The 19,048-nt window shown below is 72.2% G+C and carries 17 protein-coding genes, 1 tRNA gene and 3 pseudogenes; 12 read left to right on the top strand and 9 right to left on the bottom strand.

Going from position 1 to position 19,048, the window contains the following annotated elements; genetic code table 11:
- Nucleotides 1-3: 3 nt before the first annotated feature.
- Nucleotides 4-876: an ABC transporter permease gene (locus tag ACWDAS_RS12745; RefSeq protein WP_450389110.1), complete on the bottom strand. Its 873-nt coding sequence runs from the start codon at nucleotides 874-876 to the stop codon at nucleotides 4-6.
- Between the two features lie 65 nt (nucleotides 877-941).
- On the opposite strand from ACWDAS_RS12745, the pseudogene ACWDAS_RS12740 reads away from it, so the two are divergent.
- Nucleotides 942-1,424, top strand: a pseudogene (locus ACWDAS_RS12740) (RNA-guided endonuclease TnpB family protein); the annotation flags it as partial.
- A 35-nt stretch (nucleotides 1,425-1,459) separates the two neighbouring features.
- On the opposite strand, the pseudogene ACWDAS_RS12735 reads toward ACWDAS_RS12740, so the two are convergent.
- Nucleotides 1,460-4,134, bottom strand: a pseudogene (locus ACWDAS_RS12735) (alpha/beta fold hydrolase).
- Between the two features lie 119 nt (nucleotides 4,135-4,253).
- Here ACWDAS_RS12735 and ACWDAS_RS12730 point away from each other — a divergent pair.
- Nucleotides 4,254-5,219 (top strand): aldo/keto reductase, encoded by a 966-nt coding sequence (locus tag ACWDAS_RS12730; RefSeq protein ID WP_450389108.1) that lies wholly within the window; start codon nucleotides 4,254-4,256, stop codon nucleotides 5,217-5,219.
- Here the strand turns inward: ACWDAS_RS12730 and ACWDAS_RS12725 are convergent.
- Both ACWDAS_RS12725 and ACWDAS_RS12720 read right to left on the bottom strand, forming a co-directional pair.
- Nucleotides 5,183-6,127: a transketolase family protein gene (locus tag ACWDAS_RS12725; protein ID WP_450389107.1), complete on the bottom strand. Its 945-nt coding sequence runs from the start codon at nucleotides 6,125-6,127 to the stop codon at nucleotides 5,183-5,185. The two genes, ACWDAS_RS12730 and ACWDAS_RS12725, sit on opposite strands and share 37 nt — an antisense overlap.
- Before the next feature lie 29 nt (nucleotides 6,128-6,156).
- Complete coding sequence (locus ACWDAS_RS12720; protein WP_450389105.1) at nucleotides 6,157-6,858, bottom strand: transketolase; 702 nt, start codon at nucleotides 6,856-6,858, stop codon at nucleotides 6,157-6,159.
- Nucleotides 6,859-6,912: 54 nt separating this feature from the next.
- Here ACWDAS_RS12720 and soxR point away from each other — a divergent pair, with 54 nt between their 5' ends.
- The gene (soxR, locus tag ACWDAS_RS12715; protein ID WP_450389103.1) at nucleotides 6,913-7,392 is read left to right on the top strand and encodes a redox-sensitive transcriptional activator SoxR; all 480 of its coding nucleotides are present in this window, start codon (nucleotides 6,913-6,915) and stop codon (nucleotides 7,390-7,392) included.
- On the opposite strand, the gene ACWDAS_RS12710 is transcribed toward soxR, so the two are convergent.
- Nucleotides 7,373-7,663: a YiaA/YiaB family inner membrane protein gene (locus ACWDAS_RS12710; protein ID WP_450389101.1), complete on the bottom strand. Its 291-nt coding sequence runs from the start codon at nucleotides 7,661-7,663 to the stop codon at nucleotides 7,373-7,375. The two genes, soxR and ACWDAS_RS12710, sit on opposite strands and share 20 nt — an antisense overlap.
- A gap of 180 nt (nucleotides 7,664-7,843) precedes the next feature.
- On the opposite strand from ACWDAS_RS12710, the gene ACWDAS_RS12705 reads away from it, so the two are divergent.
- Both ACWDAS_RS12705 and ACWDAS_RS12700 read left to right on the top strand, forming a co-directional pair.
- Nucleotides 7,844-7,917, top strand: a tRNA-Pro gene (locus ACWDAS_RS12705).
- Nucleotides 7,918-8,273: 356 nt separating this feature from the next.
- On the top strand, nucleotides 8,274-10,133 hold the full coding sequence (locus ACWDAS_RS12700; RefSeq protein WP_450389099.1) for an ABC transporter ATP-binding protein: 1,860 nt from the start codon (nucleotides 8,274-8,276) through the stop codon (nucleotides 10,131-10,133).
- A gap of 44 nt (nucleotides 10,134-10,177) precedes the next feature.
- Here ACWDAS_RS12700 and ACWDAS_RS12695 read toward each other — a convergent pair whose 3' ends face one another.
- From ACWDAS_RS12695 to ACWDAS_RS12685, 3 genes and pseudogenes are all read right to left on the bottom strand, one after another.
- A complete protein-coding gene (locus tag ACWDAS_RS12695) occupies nucleotides 10,178-10,657 on the bottom strand; it encodes a winged helix-turn-helix transcriptional regulator (RefSeq protein ID WP_450389097.1) in 480 nt (159 codons plus the stop codon).
- A gap of 287 nt (nucleotides 10,658-10,944) precedes the next feature.
- Nucleotides 10,945-12,021: pseudogene (locus ACWDAS_RS12690) on the bottom strand (multicopper oxidase domain-containing protein).
- Nucleotides 12,022-12,263: 242 nt separating this feature from the next.
- Nucleotides 12,264-12,926, bottom strand: a complete 663-nt coding sequence (locus ACWDAS_RS12685; protein WP_450389095.1) for a multicopper oxidase domain-containing protein — start codon at nucleotides 12,924-12,926, stop codon at nucleotides 12,264-12,266.
- A gap of 637 nt (nucleotides 12,927-13,563) precedes the next feature.
- Here ACWDAS_RS12685 and ACWDAS_RS12680 point away from each other — a divergent pair.
- The 6 genes from ACWDAS_RS12680 to ACWDAS_RS12655 all read left to right on the top strand — a co-directional run bounded on the left by ACWDAS_RS12680 (nucleotide 13,564) and on the right by ACWDAS_RS12655 (nucleotide 17,151).
- Nucleotides 13,564-13,920 carry an MmcQ/YjbR family DNA-binding protein gene (locus ACWDAS_RS12680; protein WP_450389093.1) on the top strand — a complete coding sequence of 119 codons (357 nt, stop codon included), beginning with the start codon at nucleotides 13,564-13,566 and terminating at the stop codon, nucleotides 13,918-13,920.
- Nucleotides 13,917-14,333, top strand: a complete 417-nt coding sequence (locus tag ACWDAS_RS12675; RefSeq protein ID WP_450389091.1) for an LLM class flavin-dependent oxidoreductase — start codon at nucleotides 13,917-13,919, stop codon at nucleotides 14,331-14,333. The genes ACWDAS_RS12680 and ACWDAS_RS12675 overlap by 4 nt, the downstream gene beginning before the upstream one ends.
- Before the next feature lie 39 nt (nucleotides 14,334-14,372).
- Nucleotides 14,373-14,624, top strand: coding sequence for a reverse transcriptase domain-containing protein (locus tag ACWDAS_RS12670; protein ID WP_450389089.1), 252 nt, complete (start codon nucleotides 14,373-14,375; stop codon nucleotides 14,622-14,624).
- A gap of 57 nt (nucleotides 14,625-14,681) precedes the next feature.
- Nucleotides 14,682-15,890, top strand: coding sequence for an RNA-guided endonuclease InsQ/TnpB family protein (locus ACWDAS_RS12665; protein ID WP_450389088.1), 1,209 nt, complete (start codon nucleotides 14,682-14,684; stop codon nucleotides 15,888-15,890).
- Between the two features lie 42 nt (nucleotides 15,891-15,932).
- Nucleotides 15,933-16,355, top strand: coding sequence for a hypothetical protein (locus ACWDAS_RS12660; RefSeq protein ID WP_450389086.1), 423 nt, complete (start codon nucleotides 15,933-15,935; stop codon nucleotides 16,353-16,355).
- A 106-nt stretch (nucleotides 16,356-16,461) separates the two neighbouring features.
- Nucleotides 16,462-17,151, top strand: coding sequence for a RibD family protein (locus ACWDAS_RS12655; RefSeq protein WP_450389085.1), 690 nt, complete (start codon nucleotides 16,462-16,464; stop codon nucleotides 17,149-17,151).
- Here the strand turns inward: ACWDAS_RS12655 and ACWDAS_RS12650 are convergent.
- Nucleotides 17,139-17,948 carry a CDP-alcohol phosphatidyltransferase family protein gene (locus ACWDAS_RS12650; RefSeq protein WP_450389084.1) on the bottom strand — a complete coding sequence of 270 codons (810 nt, stop codon included), beginning with the start codon at nucleotides 17,946-17,948 and terminating at the stop codon, nucleotides 17,139-17,141. The genes ACWDAS_RS12655 and ACWDAS_RS12650 overlap by 13 nt on opposite strands.
- A 108-nt stretch (nucleotides 17,949-18,056) precedes the next feature.
- Between ACWDAS_RS12650 and ACWDAS_RS12645 the strand changes: the two genes are divergently transcribed.
- Nucleotides 18,057-19,037, top strand: coding sequence for a zinc-dependent alcohol dehydrogenase (locus ACWDAS_RS12645; protein WP_450389082.1), 981 nt, complete (start codon nucleotides 18,057-18,059; stop codon nucleotides 19,035-19,037).
- Nucleotides 19,038-19,048: the final 11 nt, after the last annotated feature.

Here is a 19,048-nt window from a genome sequence, read left to right as displayed (position 1 = left end):
CCCTCAGGACACGATGTCCTTCCCCCGGAACCCCCGGAACGCCAGCGCGAAGAAGACCACCGCGAAGGACAGGGACACCGAGGTGCCCTTGATCATGCCCGCCCATTCCAGCCGGGGCTGGAGCGCGTCGATCCAGGCGTACTGCCAGTGCGTCGGCAGGACGTCCCGCAGGGAGCCCAGTGCCGTGATCGCGTCCAGGATGTTGGACAGGATCGCGACGCCCACGGCCCCGCCGACCGCGCCCAGGGGGGCGTCCGTCACCGTGGACAGCCAGAAGGCGAAGCCCGCGACGGCCAGTTGGCCGACGAAGACGTACAGGGCGGCGATCGCGAGGCGTCCCGTCGCCGTGCCCGGGGGGAGGGAGCCGGCCGTGGTGAGCTCCAGGTCGCCCCAGCCGTACGCGAGCGTGCCGACGCCGAGGGCCACCGTGGGCAGCGCGAGCACGGCGGCGGCGCTGAAGGCGAGGGACACCAGCAGCTTGCTGCCCAGCAGGCGGGCGCGCGGGACCGGGGCGGCCAGCAGGTAGCGCAGGGAGGACCAGTTGGCCTCCGAGGCGATCGTGTCGCCGAAGAAGAGGGCGACCGGGATCGTCAGCAGGAAGCCGGAGGAGACGAAGAGGACCGCCAGCGAGAAGTTGACTCCGGAGGCGGTGGCCACGTCCATCATCGTCGGGCCGGAGTCCCGGCCGCCCGGCGTGCCGCCGATGGCGAAGGCGGCCCATATGATCACGGGCAGTCCGAGGACGACCGCGAACGCGACGAGCGTGCGGCGCCGCAGCAACTGCCGCACCGCCTCGACCCGCAGCGGGAGGGTGCGGCCCGGACGGTACCCCTCGGCAAGTTCCACAGTCTCCGGGGTCTCCAGGGTCTCGGTCACCGAATACCTCCGAGGATGCTCCGGCCTGCAAGCCGGGGAGGAATAGGTCCCCTGCGGAGCAGGGCAAGCAGGCCGCGTCCAAGGGCTATCGGCAGGCGCGGGCGCAGGCCGCGAAGCTGCACAAGAAGGTGGCGCGGCAGCGGCAGGACACCGCCCGCAAGTGGGCCAAGCGTGTCGTGCGCGACCACGACGCGATCGCGGTCGAGGACTTCCGGCCGAAGTTCCTCGCGAAGACCGCCATGGCGCGCAAGGCGGCGGACGCCGCGATCGGCGCCACGAAGACGGCTCTGATCGAGATGGGCCGCAAGCACGGGCGGGACGTCCGCCTCGTGCATCCCGCGCACACCACCATGGACTGCGCATCGTGCGGAGCGAGAACCAAGCACGCACTTCCTCTTTCGGAACGTACCTACACCTGCACCGCGTGCGCAGCCGTATCCCCCAGGGACAAGAACTCCGCCCGCGTGATGCTGGTCCGGGCTGGTCTCAACCCGGCTGGTGCCGAAGGCGCAAGACCCCCGGGAGCGCTGCTCCCGCAGGCAGCCTGAGCCAGGAATCCCCTCCCCTTCAGGGAGGGGAGGAGTCAAGCGGGACCTCCGATCAGGGTCAGGAACGCGTCCTCCAGGCGGCGGTGCGGGCCGAAGCGCTCCACCGGCACGTCCAGCCGCAGGAGTTCGGACAGCAGCTCCGGCACGGTCATGGTGCCGAGCAGGACCAGCAGCCCGCCGTCGGCGGACTCGGCCGTGTCGACGCCCGGCAGCGCGGACAGCTTCGCGGCGACCGCCTCCCGCTCGTCGTCCGCCATGCCCGGCGCGCCGACGAGGAGCGTCTGCCCGCCGCCCGCGATCTCGCCGACCGGGCCGGCCGCGATCAGCCGCCCCTTGTCCATGACCGCCAGGTGCGTGCAGCTCCGCTCCACCTCCGACAGCAGGTGGCTGAGACGATGACGGTACGGCCGGCGGCCGCGTAGCGCCGTACGACATCGCGCATCTCGCGGATCTGCGGCGGGTCCAGGCCGTTGGTGGGCTCGTCGAGGATGAGCAGATCGGGCAGACCCAGCATGGCCTGCGCGATGGCGAGCCGCTGCCGCATGCCCTGCGAATAGGTGCGCACCGCGCGTTCCAGGGCCTCGCCGAGTCCCGCGATCTCCAGGGCCTCCTCGATGTGGGCGTCGGCGGCCGGACGGCCCGTGGCCCGCCAGTACAGCTCGAGGTTGGCCCGCCCGGTCAGGTGCGGCAGGAAGCCCGCGCCCTCCACGAACGCGCCGACCCGGGACAGCACGGGCGCGCCCGGCCGGATCGCGTGGCCGAACACGCGGACGGTGCCCGCGTCGGGCCGGATGAGGCCCATCATCATGCGCATCGTCGTCGTCTTGCCCGCGCCGTTCGGGCCGAGCAGCCCCAGCACCTGTCCCCGTTCCACCCGGAAGGACAACTCCCGCACCGCGTAGCGGTCCGCGGCGCCGCGGTAGCGCTTGGACAGTCCGGAGATCTCCAGCGGCACCTCCGCGAGGGCCGGGTCGGGGGCCTGCCGTACGGTCCCGGCCCGGCGGCGGCCGGTCAGGAGCAGCGCAGCGGCCAGGCCCAGCGCGCCGAGGGGCAGCAGCCACACCCAGGCGGGCAGCGCGCCCTGACCGGTCGTCAGCGCCGGGTCCGTCGGCACGGTCAGCGCGGCGCCCTCCGGCAGGGAGATGCGGTAGCTGGCGGGCGCGACGGGGGAGGCGTATCCGAGGTCGGTGCTGGACAGCACCAGCCGCAGCCGGTGGCCGGCCGCGAACTCGTGGTCCACGGCCGGCAGCCGGAACTGCACCGTGCCGTCACCGTCGACCCGCAGCGGAGCGACCAGTTGGTGGGGCAGCGTCTCGTTGCCGCCCGGGCCGGCGTCGTACAGTTTCGCGAAGAGCACCGCCCCGTCGGGCGCGTCCGTGGTGACGGTGACACGCGTGGTCGCCGCGCCGGTCAGCCGCAGGGCGGAGGTCAGGGGCGCCGAGTCGAACGCGGCGCGCTGCCCGGGGAAGTCCAGGGACAGCGACAGCCCCTGGCCGAGGTCGGAGAGCTGGGAGAGCGCGCCCACGCCAGGCACCGCGGAGATCGCGGGCGGGCTGCCGCCGGCCGGGTTGGCCACCGTCTGCGCGCGGCCGCCGAGCGTGACGGTGCGCGTCCTGGTGCCCTCCAGGCCCGGGTAGGCGTCGGCGTCCGCCCCGCGCCGTACGGCCCTGCCGTCGGTGGTGTCGACCCCTCCGGTCCGGGTGACACGGAAGGCGGGCCCGGTGTCGGCGCCCTTGTCCTTCTTCAGCCAGCGGTCGAACCACGCCGTGGTGCGCGCCTCGATGCGGGAGGTCTCCTGGTCGCCCCCGTCGTGGCCGCCGGAGAACCAGTCGACGGCCACCGGCGCGCCGTTGGCCGCGACGGCACGCGCGATGGCGTCGCCTTGGTCGAGCGGGAAGAGCGAGTCGTTCTGGCCCTGCACCACCAGGGTGGGCACCTTGATGCGCCCGGCCACCGACGAGGGGCTGGAGCGCGCGAGCAGCCGCAACGTCGCGGCGTCCGGGCGGCCCGCGATGGCCGACCGGTCGTACATCGCGCACAGTTCGGCGGTGAAGCCGCACCGGGCTCCGCGCGAGCCCGTGGAGAAGAAGATCCCCGCCCACAGCTTCTTGAACACGCCGTCCGGGAAGAGCGCGTCTCCCAGGTTCCACCAGGTGATCGCGGGCACGATGGCGTCCACCCGCCGGTCGTGGCCCGCGGCCAGCAGGGAGATGGCACCGCCGTACGAGGCCCCCGCGATGCCGACCCGCGGGTCGTCCCGGCCGTCGCGCAGCACCTCGGGCCGCGTGCCCAGCCAGTCGATCAGCCGCGAGACGTCGGCGACCTCGGCGTCGGGGGAGTCGAGCCCGATCCGCCCGCCGGAGGCGCCGAACCCCCGCGCGGACCAGGTCAGCACCGCGTAGCCGCTGCGGGCCAGCGACTCCGCCTGGCCCTTCACGCCGTCCTTGCTGCCGCCGAATCCGTGCGCGAGCAGCACCGCCGGGCGCGGCGCCGAGCCGCCGGAGGTGAAGTACGACGTGTCGATCCGCACCTTCGCGGCGCTGCCCGGGGCCTCGGGCAGCGAGAACACCCGGTCCACGCGGCGCACGGGCGCGGGGCCGTCGGCGGCCGCGAGGGTGACGACGCCGCCCCCGGCGAGCAGGGCGAGCGCGGCGGCACCGGCCGCCAGCCGCCGCCGCGTGCGCCAGGTCCTGGGCAGGGCGAATCGCATGCGTGATCCTCGGGTGCGGACGACAAGTCGGACGCTCCCACTATGCATTCCGGTGATCACCCGCGACGTCCGCCTCAGGCACCGGATCGCCGTACTGCGCCGGGAGTACGGTGGCGTCCGTGCCTTTCGAACGCCTCGTCACCGCTCCCCTGCCGCGGCTCGGGCTCGGCCTCGCCGCCGTCGGCCGCCCCGGCTACATCGACCTCGGCCGCGCCGCCGACCTGCCGGCCGACCGCACCGTCGACGCGATGCGGGCCCGTGCCCACGAGGTCCTCGACACCGCGTACGCGCTCGGCATCCGCTACTTCGACGCGGCCCGCTCCTACGGCCGCGCCGAGGACTTCCTCGCCGGCTGGCTGGACGACCACCCCGAGGCCACCGACGTCGTGATCGGCAGCAAGTGGGGCTACACCTACACCGCCGACTGGCGGGTCGACGCCGAGGTGCACGAGGTCAAGGACCACAGCACCGCCACCTACGACCGGCAGATCGCCGAGACCCGCGCCCTGCTCGGCGAGCGGCTGGACGTCTACCAGATCCACTCCGTCACCCCGGACAGCCCGGCCCTGACCGACCGGGCCCTCCACGAACGCCTCGGCCGGCTGGCGGCCGGCGGAGTGGCCGTGGGCCTGTCCACCAGCGGCCCCCTGCAGGCCGAGGCGATCCGCGCGGCGCTGCGGGTGACGGTGGACGGGCAGCGCCTGTTCTCCGTCGTGCAGGCCACGTACAACCTGCTGGAGCCCTCCGCCGGCTCCGCCCTGGCCGAGGCCCGCCAGGCGGGACTGACCGTGATCGTCAAGGAGGCCATGGCCAACGGCCGCCTGGCGACGGCCGATCCGGACTCCGTGCTCGCCGAGGTCGCCGCGGAGACCGGCGCCACGCCCGACGCGGTCGCCCTCGCCGCCGTCCTGCGCCGCCCGTGGGCCGGCATCGTGCTCTCCGGCGCCGCCACGACCGGGCAGGTCACCGCCAACGTCCGGGCCGCCTCCGTCGGGCTCGACGCGGGCCACCTGGCCCGGCTCGCCTCCCTCGCAGAACCGGCCCCGGCCTACTGGCGGCGCCGCTCCGAACTCCCCTGGAGCTGACGGCCCGCGGCGTCCAGGAAGCTCCCGATCCGCTCCCGCAGTCCCGCCGCGTCCAGGCCGTGCGCGGCGACGTGCTCCTGCCAGGTGCCGTAGCGGCGCAGCTCCGCACGGGCGGTGCCCAGCGCGAGGACGCGGTGGGGCAAGTCCTGGAGGGCCTCGTCGGCGAAGGACGCCGACGTGCCCGCCAGATACGGCTCGACCAGCACCACGTCCGCCGCGTCCGCCCCCGCCACGGCCGCCCGGAGCCCGGCCGTGTCGAAGGGACGCACCGTGGAGGCGTACAGCACGGTCACATCCATGCCCTCGACCGCCTCCAGCGTGGCGTCGAGCAGCGGGCCCACGGCGACGACGACACCCGCGCGGCCCTCGCGCAGCACCTGGAACCGTCCGGGCGAGACCGGCCGGGCGGTGCCGTTCGACTGCTCGCTGAGCCGTACGTACACGCGGTTGTCGCCGTCGGCCGCCGCGTGCCGGAGCAGCGCCTCGGCCTCGTCGGGGTGGCCGGGCACGTGCACGGTCCAGCCGTCGAGGGTGTCCAGCAGGGCGACGTCGCCGGGGGCCTGGTGGGTGCGGCCGCCCGCGGCGATGTCGTACGAGGCGCCCGCGCTGACCAGCACCGCGCCGACGCCCTGGTGCCCCAGGTCCAGCTTGACCTGCTCGAAGGGGCGTTCCACCAGGAAGCTGCCGAAGGTGTGGACGATCGGCCGCAGCCCGGTCAGCGCCAGCCCGCCGGCGACGCTGACCAGCAGCTGCTCGCGGATGCCTACGTCGATCACCCGGTCGGGGTGATCGCGGGCGGCGTCCGTGAAGCGGTCCCCGGAGATGACCGCCAGCACGACGGCCAGCCGGGGGTCGTCGTCCAGCAGGCGTCTGGCGACGGCGGTGAAGCGTTCACGCATGGTGTCCACGGGAAGGTCTCCTCGGCTCGGGGCGGCGGTCAGCGCTTGGACTCGACGCGGGCGACGACGGCGTGCGGCCGTCCGGGGTGCGGCGCGGTGAACGCCTCGTACAGCGCCTGGTGGTCACGGCCGTCGACCGTCGCCACGGACCATCCCTCGCCGGCGAAGAGCGCGGTGAGACCGCCGGGGCGGCCGTACGTGGCGGAGGAGTTGTCGACCGCGACGACGTGCAGGCCCTCCAGGCCGGTGGCACCGGCGTAGGCGAGGGCCTCGTGGTTGCTGCCCTCGTCCAGTTCGGCGTCGCCGACCAGCACCCAGACCCTGGAATCGGTCAGGCCCTGCGCCCGCAGCCCCATGGCGCTGCCCACGGCGAGCGGCAGTCCGTGGCCCAGCGAGCCGGAGCCGATCTCGGCGCCCGGCACGAGCACGCGGTCCGGGTGGTGGCCGAGCGGCGAGTCGAAGGAGCCGAAGGCCGGCAGCCACTCCTCCGGGATGAAGCCCTTGGCGGTGAGCACCGCGTAGTACGCCATCGGGCCGTGGCCCTTGGACAGCAGGAAGCGGTCCCGGTCGGCGGCGTCGGCCGTCCCCGGGGTCACCCGCAGCACGCGGTCGTAGAGCACCCAGAGCACGTCGAGGGTGGAGGTGGCGGCCGGGCCGTGCTTCTCGTCGCCCGTCATCAGCGACATCAGCCGCCGGAGATCGTCGTAGTCGTACGCGGTGTCCGCGCCGGTCGAAGTCATGACGCGATCGTGCAACTTCAAGTCGGCTTGAAGTCAAGCGGTACCCTCGGTCCCATGAGCCACTCCGAGCCGCGCCGCGACCGCCTGGCCATCGGCGAGCTGGCCGCCCGCAGCGGCCTGGCCACCTCGGCCCTGCGCTACTACGAGGAGCTCGGCCTCCTCCGCTCCGAGCGCACCGCCGGCGGACAGCGCCGTTTCGCCCGCGCCGCGCTGCGCCGCGTCGCCTTCATCCGGGCCGCCCAGCGCGTCGGGCTGTCCCTGGAGGAGGCCGGCGCGGCCCTCGCCCGGCTCCCCGAGGACCGCGCCCCCAACGCCTCCGAGTGGAACGCCGTGGCCCGCACCTGGACCCGCCGCATCGACGAGCAGATCGCCGAGCTGGAACGGCTGAAGAGCAAACTCACCGGCTGCATCGGCTGCGGTTGTCTCTCCCTGCGCAAGTGCGCCCTCTACAACCCCGACGACACCGCGGCCGGCAACGGCCCCGGCGCGCGGTATCTGCTGGGCGACGAGTCGGCTACACCCCGTCGACCTTGAACGGGTCGTGCTCGGCCAGCAGCTTGTCCAGCCGTGCCTGGTCCACCCTGCTGGACACCTGGCCCGCCTCCTGCCGGTCGCGGACGACCTTGGCGAGCGTGAACGCCGAGGTCACCACGTAGAGCAGCCCCACCGCCAGGAAGGCCCTCACCCATGGGCCGACCGGAAGGCAGGCGATGCCCACGACCATCGCCCCGAGGGCGACGGCGAACGAGATCGCGGCCTGCGCGGAGAAGGCCGCCGTCGTCTGCTGCTGGATCGGATTCGCCATGCCCGTAGCATCGGCCGCTGTGGCCCGCGCCACATGAGTAGGGCTACTCATCTCGTCCCGGGTACGGGGACGCGGCCGGGCGGGGTGTCGCGGGGGAAACGTGCGAGCGAGCACCCGACGACGTGCGGTATTGTTCTCGTGCGCGGTCGGCCGGGCGGGAAGCCCCGGACGATCCGGCACCGGGACGTGGCGCAGCTTGGTAGCGCACTTGACTGGGGGTCAAGGGGTCGCAGGTTCAAATCCTGTCGTCCCGACGGTGCTGACCAGCGGGTTTGTCATTCGTGACAGACCCGCTGGACGTGTTTTGCGACATGTGCCGGCGAGATGACAGGCGACCGGGCCCTGCGGCGGCCGACCCGTGCGACGTACCGCCGGACGTGAAAACACTTGGACTCCGCGCGCCCCGCCGCGGGACACTGCCAGTTCCGGTCTGCCGGCAGTCGCACATCGGCGTCACCGCGAGCCGTGCGGGGCGCCGCGGTCGTGCCCCTCCGCCGCAGGACGACCCCGGCGAGGGCACTCACCCGCACCGAAGCTCCGCATTCCATGGCGGCAACGGCACCTCCGGACTGGCACGCGGCAGGCTGCCGCACGACAACGCAGGGTGGAGATGGGATCGCCTGAATCGCGTCAGGTTACGGCGGACAGGGGCTCCGTGCTCCTGGCGCTTCGCTACTACGGAGGGGAGTTGGCCCGGCTCCGGTGGCTGACCGTGCCGGCGATGCTGACGCCGGCACTGGGCAACATCGGCATCAACTACGTCGCGCCGCTGGTCGTCGCGAAGCTCGTCGGCCGCATCGCCGGCGACGCCGGTACCGGCATCGGCTCGGCGCTCCCCTACGTCCTCGCCTTCGCCGGCGTCCTGCTGCTCGCGGAGACGCTCTGGCGCATCGGCCTGCACTGCCTGAACCGCCTCGACGCCCTCGGCATCGAGCACCTGTACGTGGTGGGCATGGACGAGCTGTTCGCCAAGGACGCGGCGTTCTTCCACGACAATTTCGCCGGTTCCCTCACCAAGCGGGTCCTGAGCTTCGCCTCCCGCTTCGAGGAGTTCGTCGACACGCTGACCTTCAGCGTGGTGGGCAGTTTCGTGCCCCTGCTGTTCGGGTCGGTGGTGCTCTGGCGCTACGAACCCCTGCTCGTCGTCGGGCTTCTGGTGATGATCGCGCTGACGGCGCTGTGCGTGACGCCCCTCATCCGCCGCCGCCAGGCCCTCGTACGGCAGCGCGAGGAGGCGATCGCCCGGGTGTCCGGCCACGTCGCCGACAGCCTGATGAACATGGACACCGTCCGGGCCTTCGCCGCGGAGGAACGCGAGGCCGCCGAGCACCGGTCCCGCGTCGCGGAGTCGCGCCGGCTCACGCTCAGGTCCTGGGATTACGGCAACCTGCGCATCGACACCCTGGTCGCACCGATGTCCGTGCTGACCAACGCGCTGGGCCTGCTGCTCGCGATCACGCTCGGCGCGGGCACCCACGGCGTGGAGGCGGTCGTGGTCGCCTTCACGTACTACTCCAACGCGACGCGGATCATGTTCGAGTTCAACCAGATCTACCGGCGCATGGAGAGCTCGATGACGGAGGCCGCGCAGTTCACCAGCCTGCTGCTGAAGCCGCCGACCGTGCTCGACCCGGCGTCGCCGGAGCCGCTGCGGTCCCGGGCCGCCGACGTCCGCTTCGAACGCGTGACGTTCGCCCACGCGGGCGCGGAACCGCTCTTCGAGGGACTCGACCTGTCCGTGTCCAGCGGGACGAAGATCGGTCTCGTCGGCCGCTCCGGCGGGGGCAAGACCACGCTCACCCGGCTGCTCCTGCGGATGACGGACATCGAGGCCGGCCGGATCCTGATCGGGGGGCAGGACATCAGCAGGCTGCGCCAGGCCGACCTGCGCAGCCTGATCTCCTATGTGCCGCAGGACCCGGCGATGTTCCACCGCACGCTGCGGGACAACATCGCGTTCGCCCGGCCGGACGCCACCGACGGCGAGATCCGCCGCGCCGCCGAGGCGGCGCACGTCACGGAGTTCGCCGACGCCCTGCCGGACGGCTTCGACACCATGGTCGGCGAGCGCGGGATCAAGCTCTCCGGGGGACAGCGCCAGCGCGTCGCGCTCGCCCGGGCGATCCTGCGCGACGCGCCGATCCTGCTGCTCGACGAGGCGACCAGCGCCCTGGACTCCGAGAGCGAGATCCTCGTCCAAGAGGCGCTGTGGCGGCTCATGGAGGGGCGGACGGCGCTTGTGGTGGCGCACCGCCTGAGCACGGTCGCCACCATGGACCGGCTCGTCGTCCTCGACCGCGGGCGGATCGTCGAGCAGGGCACGCACCAGGAACTGCTCGCGGAGGACGGTGCCTACGCGAAGTTGTGGCAGCACCAGTCGGGCGGCTTCCTCGACGACAGCCCCGCGCGGGCCGATCTGCGCTCGAAGGGGGCGCCCGGCTTCACGTCGGACGTCGAGGGTGTCGCGTAGTCAGGTCGCGGCCCGCGCCGCCCGGTGACGAGGTGCGCCGACGGTCAGGCCCCCGAGCCGGGCCGGGCCGGCAGCATGGACACGTCGCCGCCGGGCACCTCCTGGCCGTCGTCCGAGAGGAAACCGACGTGGACGGGCAGGCCCGCGGAGCGCGTCCGCCGGAGCGCCGAGGGACCGGACGGGCGCGGCCGGTGGCGGTCGCCCCACTGCTGGAGCGCGGCCATGACGAGGTCGAGATCCTGCCCGGCCTCCGTCAGGTGGTAACTCAGCCGCTGCCTGCTCCCCGCTTCCCGGTACGTCCGGGTCTGCAGCACGCCGGCCTCGACGAGGAGCTTGAGCCGCGCGCTGAGCAGGTTGGGCGCGATCCCGAGGGCGGACTGGAACTCGGCGAACCTGTGCCGGCCGGCGAAGACCTCGCGCAGTACCAGCAGGGACCAGCGCTCGCCGAGTATCTGCAGGCTCCGCTCGATGGAGCAGGCCGGCTCGTCGTCCTCGGGGCCCGAGACCTGCCGTCCGGATGCCACGGCCCACCTCCTGCACGATGCCGGTCCGCCCTGCCGCGCGACCGCGCGCCGCGGGACGGCCAGCCTACACCTGGGTTTCCTCTCGCTATCCAGCTGAGGCCTCCGTCCGTGAAGCGAGGTCCCCGCAAGACCGGCTCACGGGCGGCCGGGGCCGCCCCCGCGTGACGGGGGCGGCCCTCCGTCACGGACCGGGCCGCGGGTCGGTGACGGTGGGTACGCCGGCCCCGCGCCCCATCGAGGGGCCGGCGTACGGTATCGGGAGCCACGGGGCCATGGGGCCTACGGGGCTACATCTTCATTCCGCTGTGCGTCCCCTTCTTGCGGCTCATGCCCATCCCGTCGTTCATCCCCATCAGCATGCTGTGGATCTCGTGCACCGCCGTCGGCATGATCACGAAGGGCCGCATCATGCCCTCGTCCTCGTGGTCGAGTATGTGGCAGTGGTACATGACCTTGCCGGTCTGCCTCGCGAGCCGGCCGGCCACCGTGACGAGGGTGTTCGCGTTGACCGTGATGGTGTCCTTTCAGCCGGATTCCTCGGGCGCGACGGGCACCGGCGCGCCGAGGGTGATGGGCCGCTTCGTCCGCTCCGCGGCGAAGTCCAGCCCGGAGGCGTCGATCGCGCGCCGGTCCACGACCTGGAAGTTCATCAGGTGGATGTGCATCGGGTGGTAGATGGGCACGCCTTCGGGGGCGGCGCTGATGAAGTGCCACTTCTCCCAGGTGCCTGACGCCGCGAAGAAGGTGGTGGTGTCCTCGAAGACGGTGCCCACGCGGCGGAGGGTCCTCGTCCCGCCGGGCATGTCGACGGTGACGATCCCGGTGCCGGACTCCGTGTCCGCCGGTACCTCCTGCATCTCCCAGATCTGCGGCATGGCACCGGACTTGTCGAAGCTCAGCAGGACGAAACGCTCGACGGCGTCATCGGGCACGTCGGAGAGGGTGACCTTCCGGAACGAGCGTGACAACGTTGTCGGAAGCGAGTAGGCCGCATGCCGCCGCTTCTCGACGCGGAACTGCATGACCTCGGGGAACGGAATCATGAAGTCGGGCAGGGCCGCTCCCGGGGTCTGGCCCGCAATGGTGTTGACGAGCTTGAGCTTCCTGCCGGGGAAGGCTGCGAAGTCGATCACGACGTCGGCGCGTTCCGCGGGGGAGAGCGACAGCGCCTCGTCGATCGTCTGCGGCTTGCCGAGCAGGCCCATGTCGGTGCCGACCAGCTTCATGGCACCCCGTACGGCCCTGCCGGTCTCCTCGTCGACCACGGCCAGCCGGTAGACGCGGACGCCCGAGACGTTCACCAGCCGGAAGCGGTACGCGCGGGCCTCCACGTCGAGGTAGGGCCACACCACGCCGTTGACCATGGTGAACGGGGCGAGGCCCGCGAGGGCCGGCGGCATGGTCCCCGGCATCGGCATCACGTCGCCGCCGATGACCCGCTTGGACAGGATCTGCCCGGTGAGCCGGCCGCGGGCGTCGGTGTCGAAGTTGACCTCCTGGATCGCCACGGGGATCTCGTACCTCCCGTGGGGCAGGCCGAGCCGGTCCTCCTCGGCGTCGCGCACCACGTAGTTGCCGACCAGTCCGGCCGCCACGTTCAGCGAGGTCACCGACATGGCCTGGTCGTGGTAGAAGAGGTGCGTCGCCGCCTGGTCGTTGGCGTACTCGGCCAACTGGGCGTTCCCGGGGGTGACCCCGTACTCCGCGCGCCGTCGTTGAGGGCGTTCTGGGCGCCGCCGTGCAGGTGGACCGTGTTCCAAGCGGTGAGCCCGTCGACCTCGAGCCGCGGGAAACCACCCTCGGATCCGGGGCGGTTGTAGGGCAGGAGGCCGGGCCCGGGGCCCTCGGGGTGCACCCACACGGCCCTGACGGGTGTCGTGCCCTTGAGCCTGTTGTTCCAGGCGATGCGGACCTGCTGCCCGCTGCGCACGTCGATGGTCGGGCCGGGGAAGTGGCCCCCGTAGGTCCACAGGCGGGTGAGCGGCATCTGGGAGTGCAGCCGCACGTGCGCGTCGACGAGGTCGATCTCCGTGATGCCCTTGCTCCGGGGGCGCAGCGTCGGCGGGACGCGCAGCGGGTCCCGGAAGGGTGCCAGTTCGGTGAAGGCCGGCTCGTTGACGCCGTCCAGCGTGCCTGCGGCCTCCGCCGTCCCCTCGAAGAGGCCGCTGGAGCCGAGGACGCCCGTGCCGGCCACGGCGACGGCGGCGGCGGTGACGCCGGCCATGCCCAGGACGGTTCGCCTGCCGGTTGTTGACATGTAAGTGCTCATCCTGTTCTGGTGGTGAGTGCCGGGACGCGTCCGTGGAGGGCCGGTGACGGCCTTCCGGACGGCGGTCACCCGGAAGCGGGCACGCCGCGGGCGCACCCGGCTGCTCGGGCGGGCGCACGTGCCGCGCCCGCCGCTTGCGTCGGTTGCTGTGTTCGGTGAGTGCCGCACGGATGCGCGGCCGTTGTCGCCAGCCGCCCGGTCACGGGCGGAACGCGGGTGCCGGCGTGGATGATCCGGCGCCGGCATGCAGGGGCGAGGCCCTGCCCGGGCGATGCTGACCAGTGCTCGTGGACGACGGCTGTGCGGCCGGGCGGAAGTCGGGGCGTCCGGTGTTCGCGCGCTCCGCGCCCGGATGTCCCCTGCCGCCCGGACGGCCGCCGGAATCGACGTCCCCCCAACGGACTTCGAAGGATGTGTGAGAAACCTCGGACACGCAGGGCCTTCGGTGAGCCGGTGGATCGGCGTCACGACGTGCCTGCGAAAACGGTCGGTCAGTCCTTCTCCGAGGGAGGATCGCCCCCTCGCCCCCACATGTAATCGACCGGTCGCCTAAAAACGTAGACGACCGGTCGAACTGTGTCAAAGACGTGCGGGATCCGTGTCGGTCGCTGTCGGTGGCGATGGCTACGGTGGTCCCATGGCCGATTCCGAAGACGTCCGGCGCATCGCCCTCGCACTGCCCGAGACGGTGGAGAAGGAGGCCTGGAACATGCCCACGTTCCGGGTCGCGGGGAAGATGTATCTGACGCTGCCCGACGACGAGACGTCGTTCGCGGTGCGGTGCCCGATGCACGAGCGGGGCGAGCTCATCGCGGCGGAGCCCGGGAAGTTCTGGGTCCCGCCGCACGAGGCCGGTTCGAACTGGGTCCGCGTCCGGCTCGCCGCCCTGGACGACATGGACGAACTCCGGGACATCGTCGAGGACTCCTGGCGGCAGGCCGCGCCGCCGCGGCTCACCGAGGCGCCCGGTCCGGCCGCGGGAGCCGGCGCGTGAGCACCCCGCCCCTGAAGGCGGACTTCACCTTCACCGGCCGGATCGAGCAGGCCGCCGCCGCGGCCGCCCGGGCCGAGGCGCACGGCGCCGACGGCGTGCTGGTCAACGAGATGAAGCACGACGCCTTCCTCCAGCTGGCCCTCGCCGCGGGCGCCACCCGGCGGGCCGATCTGGTCAGCGCCGTCGCGATCGCCTTCGCGCGCAACCCGATGACGGTGGCCACGGCCGCGTACGACGTCCAGCGGCTGTCGGGCGGGCGGCTGACCGTCGGTCTCGGCTCGCAGGTCAAGCCGCACATCACGCACCGCTACCGGGTCCATTTGCAGTGCACCGGGCTTCAGTCTGGTGGTGCAGCGAATCTCAAGACCGCTTTGACCTCGGCCGTGGGCAGGGATACGCACTGTTGGCCTTAGTCCAAGGCTGTGAAGTTACGGGTCTGGGCGTGGCCGTAAGTGGGGTCTGATCTGGAAGGACACCGGACTGCGGTCTCGCCTGTCCTCGCCAACCTCTTCTTGCACTACGCGTTCGATGCGTGGATGGCCCGGACCTTCCCGGCCGTCGCGTTCGAGCGCTACGCGGACGACGCGGTGGTGCACTGCGTCAGCGAGCGGCAGGCCCGTTTCGTGCTGGCCGCGATCATGAAGCGGATGGCGGAGGTGGGGCTGGAGCTGCATCCGGAGAAGTGCATGCAGAATACGTGGTGATGGCCTGTGCGAATGTTCTCATCGATACCCATAAACCAACTGTGTATCGTGATCGGCGTGCAGCTTCGGTACAGTTTCCGCCTGTACCCGAGTGCTGGGCAGCGCACGGTGTTGGCGAAGGCGTTCGGGTGCGCACGGGTGGTCTACAACGACGCACTTCGGGCGCGGGAGACCGCCCGCGTGCAGGGGCTGCCGCTCCCGAAGATCGGCGACTTGTCCAAGCAGCTCATCACCGAGGCAAAGAACACTCCGGAGCGGGCCTGGCTCGGCGAGGTCTCCGCCGTCGTCCTCCAGCAGTCCCTCAGGGACCTGGATGCGGCGTACCGGAACTTCTTCGACAGCCTGAAGGGCAAGCGCCCCCGCATGGGTGCGCCGCGGTACAAGTCACGTAAGGACACGCGGCAGGCGGTGCGGTTCACAGCGAACGCCCGCTGGTCGATCACGGCGGGCGGGAAGCTGCGACTGCCGAAGATCGGCGACCTCATGGTCAAGTGGTCGCGGATACTGCCCTCTGCCCCGTCCACGGTGACCGTCATCAAGGACTGCGCGGGCCGGTACTTCGCCTCCTTCGTGGTGGAGACCGGCCCTGCCGAGGTACTTCCGGAGACGACGCCCGGGGTGGGCATCGATCTCGGGCTCGGGCACTTCGCCGTTCTGTCCGACGGCCGGAAGATCGACTCTCCGCGCTTCCTGCGTCGGGCGGAAAAGCGACTGAAGAAGGTGCAGCGTGTCCTGTCCCGCAAGGAGAAGGGCTCGAAGAACCGGGACAAGGCCAGAATCCGCGTTGCACGGGCACACGCCCGCGTCGTGGACGCCCGGCGCGAGTTCCATCACCAGCTCTCCACGAGGCTGATCCGCGATAACCAAGCGGTCGCGGTGGAGGACCTGGCGGTGAGGGGCCTTGCCCGTACGCGCCTGGCCAAGTCCGTGCACGACGCCGGATGGTCGGCGTTCGTGAGCATGCTGGAGTACAAGGCTGCCCGGTACGGGCGCACCTTCGTGAGGATCGGCCGGTTCGAGCCGACCTCGCAGGTCTGCTCGGAGTGCGGCGTGAAGGACGGCCCCAAACCCCTGCACGTCCGCACCTGGACCTGCGGGGCGTGCGGGACCGTACTGGACCGGGACATCAACGCGGCGGTCAACATCGCCAAGGCGGCCGGACTGGCCGTGTCAGCCCGTGGAGCGCAGGTAAGACCGGGACCCGTCCCGGCACCGCGCAGCGAAGCGGGAACCCACCCGACACCACAGCCGTCAACGGCGCGGTAGACGGGAATCGCCCCCCGTTCACGGGGGCGAGGATGTCAAAGCATGCCCTGGTCGCAACCCGCCGCCCGGATGAGGGAGTTCGCGAGCGCGCTGCGCGCCATCTGGCACGGCCAGCATACCGGCGAGCGGCTGCGGTTCCGGGGCGACTGCTACACGCACACCCTCATGACGCCGATGTTCGGCCCGGGGCCGCTGCCCTCCGGGCCGCCACGCATCTGGCTCGTCGGCGTCGGTCGGTCGATACGCGCACGCGCCCGAGTTCTTCTCCGTCGCCGGGCACTCGCTGGGCGGCACCGCTACGCCGGCACCGGGTTCTGCTACCGCCTCGGGGCCTGGCAGCGCGACGTACCCGGTGCGGGCCACGCCCGTCAACTACGGCCCCCGCCCTTGACGTCGAGGACTGCGGCCACCGCACTTCCATCGAGCAGCCCCGGGCCGTCACCGAGGTCATGGGACGGTGGCTGACCAGGCGCGCACGTTGATCAGCGGACCCTATACCGATCAGGCCCCTTTCGCGCGACTTACGGAAGCTTCATATCCGCGTGCGTGTTCGTGAGGCAATGATGTCCTCATGAGATCGCGCCCGTACGTACTGCTGTCCGTGGCATCCTCGCTGGACGGATGCCTCGACGACACGAGCACGACCCGGCTGCTGCTCTCCAACGAGGAGGACTTCGACCGGATCGACGACGTCCGCTCCGGGATGGACGCCATCCTGGTCGGGGCCAACACCATACGGTCCGACGACCCCCGGCTCCTGGTGTGCTGCCCCGACCGCCGCGAACGGCGCGTCCGCGCCGGGCTGCCGCCGAACCCGGTGAAGGTCACGGTCACGGAGAGCGGGAAACTCGACCCCGGAGCGCGGTTCTTCACCACCGGGGAGTGCGACAAGGTCGTCTACACGACGTCCGAAGCGTGCGGATCCGTCCGGGAACGCCTGGGTGACGTGTGCTCCGTGGTCGGCGTGGGCGATCCGCTGGACGTGCGGGCCCTCCTGGCCGACCTCGCGGAACGCGGCGTCGGGCGGCTCATGGTGGAGGGCGGGGGAGTCGTCCACACCATGTTCCTCAGCGCCGGGGTCGTCGACGAACTGCACCTGGTGTACGCGCCGTTCTTCGTCGGCCAGGCCGACGCCCCGCGCATGGTCAAGCCCGCGGTCTTCCCGCAGGGCCCCCGGCAGCGGATGACGCTGGCGGAGACCCGGCAGATCGGCGACGTGGTGCTGCTGCGCTACCTGCCGCGCCAGGGTCAGGACGGCTGACCGCCCGAGGACGAGGCGACCAGCGCACGGGTCTCCTCCTCGGCCCTTCCGGCCTCCGCGAGGCCCGCCGCGGCCCGCCGGGCCGGCCTGTGCCGCCACAGCCACAGCACGTCGCGGCCGAACGACCACACCAGCGAGGCCAGCGCGAACACCGTCAGGGCCGCCGCGACCACCACCGGCACGACCCCCGAGCAGGCCAGCAGCAGGACGATGCCCTGCAGCGCCGCCACGGTCTTCCGCGCGAAGCTCGGCGGCAGGGCCGAGTTGAGCCACGGAAGCACCCACGCCGCCGCCACGAAGGCGTAGCGCATCGCCCCGATCACCAGCACCCACGGGCCCAGCGTCATGGCGAGCCGCGCACTGAGCACCAGGATCAGGAAGGCGTCGACCTCCATGTCGAAGCGCGCGCCGAGGGCGGACGCCGTCCCCGTCCGCCGCGCGACCTTCCCGTCCACGGCGTCGAGTATCAGCGCCACCGTGGTCAGCGCCGTCAGCAGCGGCGCGCCGTGCGCGACGCCCCCCGCCACCATCGCGGTCACACCGCCCACGAGCACGGCGCGGGCCAGGGTGACGTGGTCGGCCGGGCCCAGCGAGCGGCTTCCCGCCCGGCGCAGACCGGCGGCCAGCAGCGTCCAGGTGCCCGCCGCGTAGAGGGTCCCGGCCAGCCAGCCCACGGTGTCCAGGCCCATAGTGGCCCACAGGGCGGCGAACAGCGCCAGCTGGGCGGCGGCCGCCCCGGCCTGCTCGCGCCCGGCCGTGCCCCCACGGAGCTCGGATCCTACGGTCATCACGGTCATGAGACGTCCCCCGCTTGTGGGCCTTGCGGCACAGCCGCGTACGGTACGGGCCCGGCACCACCCGGTTGGCGGGTGCTCGTTGCCCGACATGGAGTACGGAGGAAATCGGTGGAGCGTTCGGCGCGCGCGTTCTGGCTTCGCGAACCCGGTGAGGGCGAGGTCAGGGATGTCCCCCTCACTGAACCCGGCCCCGGGGAGGTGCTGGTGCGCACCCTCTACTCGGGCGTGAGCCGCGGCACCGAGACCCTGGTCTTCCGTGGCGGGGTGCCCGAGAGCCAGCACCAGGTGATGCGCGCGCCCTTCCAGGACGGCGACTTCCCCGGCCCGGTCAAGTACGGCTACCTGAACGTGGGCGTCGTCGAGCAGGGACCGCCCGGGCTGCCCGGCCGCACCGTCTTCTGCCTCTATCCGCACCAGACCCGCTACGTCGTCCCGGCGGCCGCCGTGACCCCCGTACCGGACGACGTCCCCGCGGCGCGGGCGGTGCTGGCCGGCACCGTGGAGACCGCGGTCAACGCGGTCTGGGACGCGGGTCCGCAGATCGGGGACCGGATCGCCGTCGTGGGCGCCGGCATGGTGGGCTGCAGCGTCGCCGCGGTCCTCGCCGGCGTCCCCGGCGCGCGTGTGCAGCTCGTCGACGTCGACCCCTCCCGCGCCGCCGTCGCAGCGGCCCTCGGTATCGGCTTCGCGTCGCCCGAGGAGGCCGAGGGGGGCTGCGACCTGGTCGTCCACGCCAGCGCCACCGAGGCCGGGCTCACCCGCTCCCTGGAACTGCTCGAACCGGAGGGCACGGTCGTCGAGCTCAGCTGGTACGGCGACCGGCGGGTCAGCCTGCCGCTGGGCGAGGCGTTCCACTCGCGCCGGCTGGTCGTGCGCAGCAGCCAGGTGGGCACCGTCTCCCCGACCCGGCGTACCCGCCGCGGCTACGCGGACCGCATGGCGCTGGCCCTGCGGCTGCTCGCGGATCCCGTGTACGACGCCCTGATCACCGGCGAGAGCGACTTCGAGGAACTGCCCGTCGTGATGAAGGACATCGCGAGTGGTGAACGTTCCGGGCTCCTGCACCGTATTGCCTACTGTCCTGGTTAGGCCGTTGGGGA

It is taken from the genome of Streptomyces sp. NPDC001070, assembly GCF_053598835.1.
The sequence above is the reverse complement of the archived record's forward strand: the minus strand, read 5'-3'. Positions and strand labels throughout refer to the sequence as shown.

Bases quoted from the DNA above. Each gene is read 5' to 3' on its own strand.
- ACWDAS_RS12720 (WP_450389105.1), bottom strand. From the start codon at position 6,858: ATGACTTCGACCGGCGCGGACACCGCGTACGACTACGACGATCTCCGG.
- soxR (WP_450389103.1), top strand. From the start codon at position 6,913: ATGAGCCACTCCGAGCCGCGCCGCGACCGCCTGGCCATCGGCGAGCTG.
- ACWDAS_RS12710 (WP_450389101.1), bottom strand. From the start codon at position 7,663: ATGGCGAATCCGATCCAGCAGCAGACGACGGCGGCCTTCTCCGCGCAG.
- ACWDAS_RS12700 (WP_450389099.1), top strand. From the start codon at position 8,274: ATGGGATCGCCTGAATCGCGTCAGGTTACGGCGGACAGGGGCTCCGTG.
- ACWDAS_RS12685 (WP_450389095.1), bottom strand. From the start codon at position 12,926: ATGAGCACTTACATGTCAACAACCGGCAGGCGAACCGTCCTGGGCATG.
- ACWDAS_RS12680 (WP_450389093.1), top strand. From the start codon at position 13,564: ATGGCCGATTCCGAAGACGTCCGGCGCATCGCCCTCGCACTGCCCGAG.
- ACWDAS_RS12660 (WP_450389086.1), top strand. From the start codon at position 15,933: ATGCCCTGGTCGCAACCCGCCGCCCGGATGAGGGAGTTCGCGAGCGCG.
- ACWDAS_RS12655 (WP_450389085.1), top strand. From the start codon at position 16,462: ATGAGATCGCGCCCGTACGTACTGCTGTCCGTGGCATCCTCGCTGGAC.
- ACWDAS_RS12650 (WP_450389084.1), bottom strand. From the start codon at position 17,948: ATGACCGTGATGACCGTAGGATCCGAGCTCCGTGGGGGCACGGCCGGG.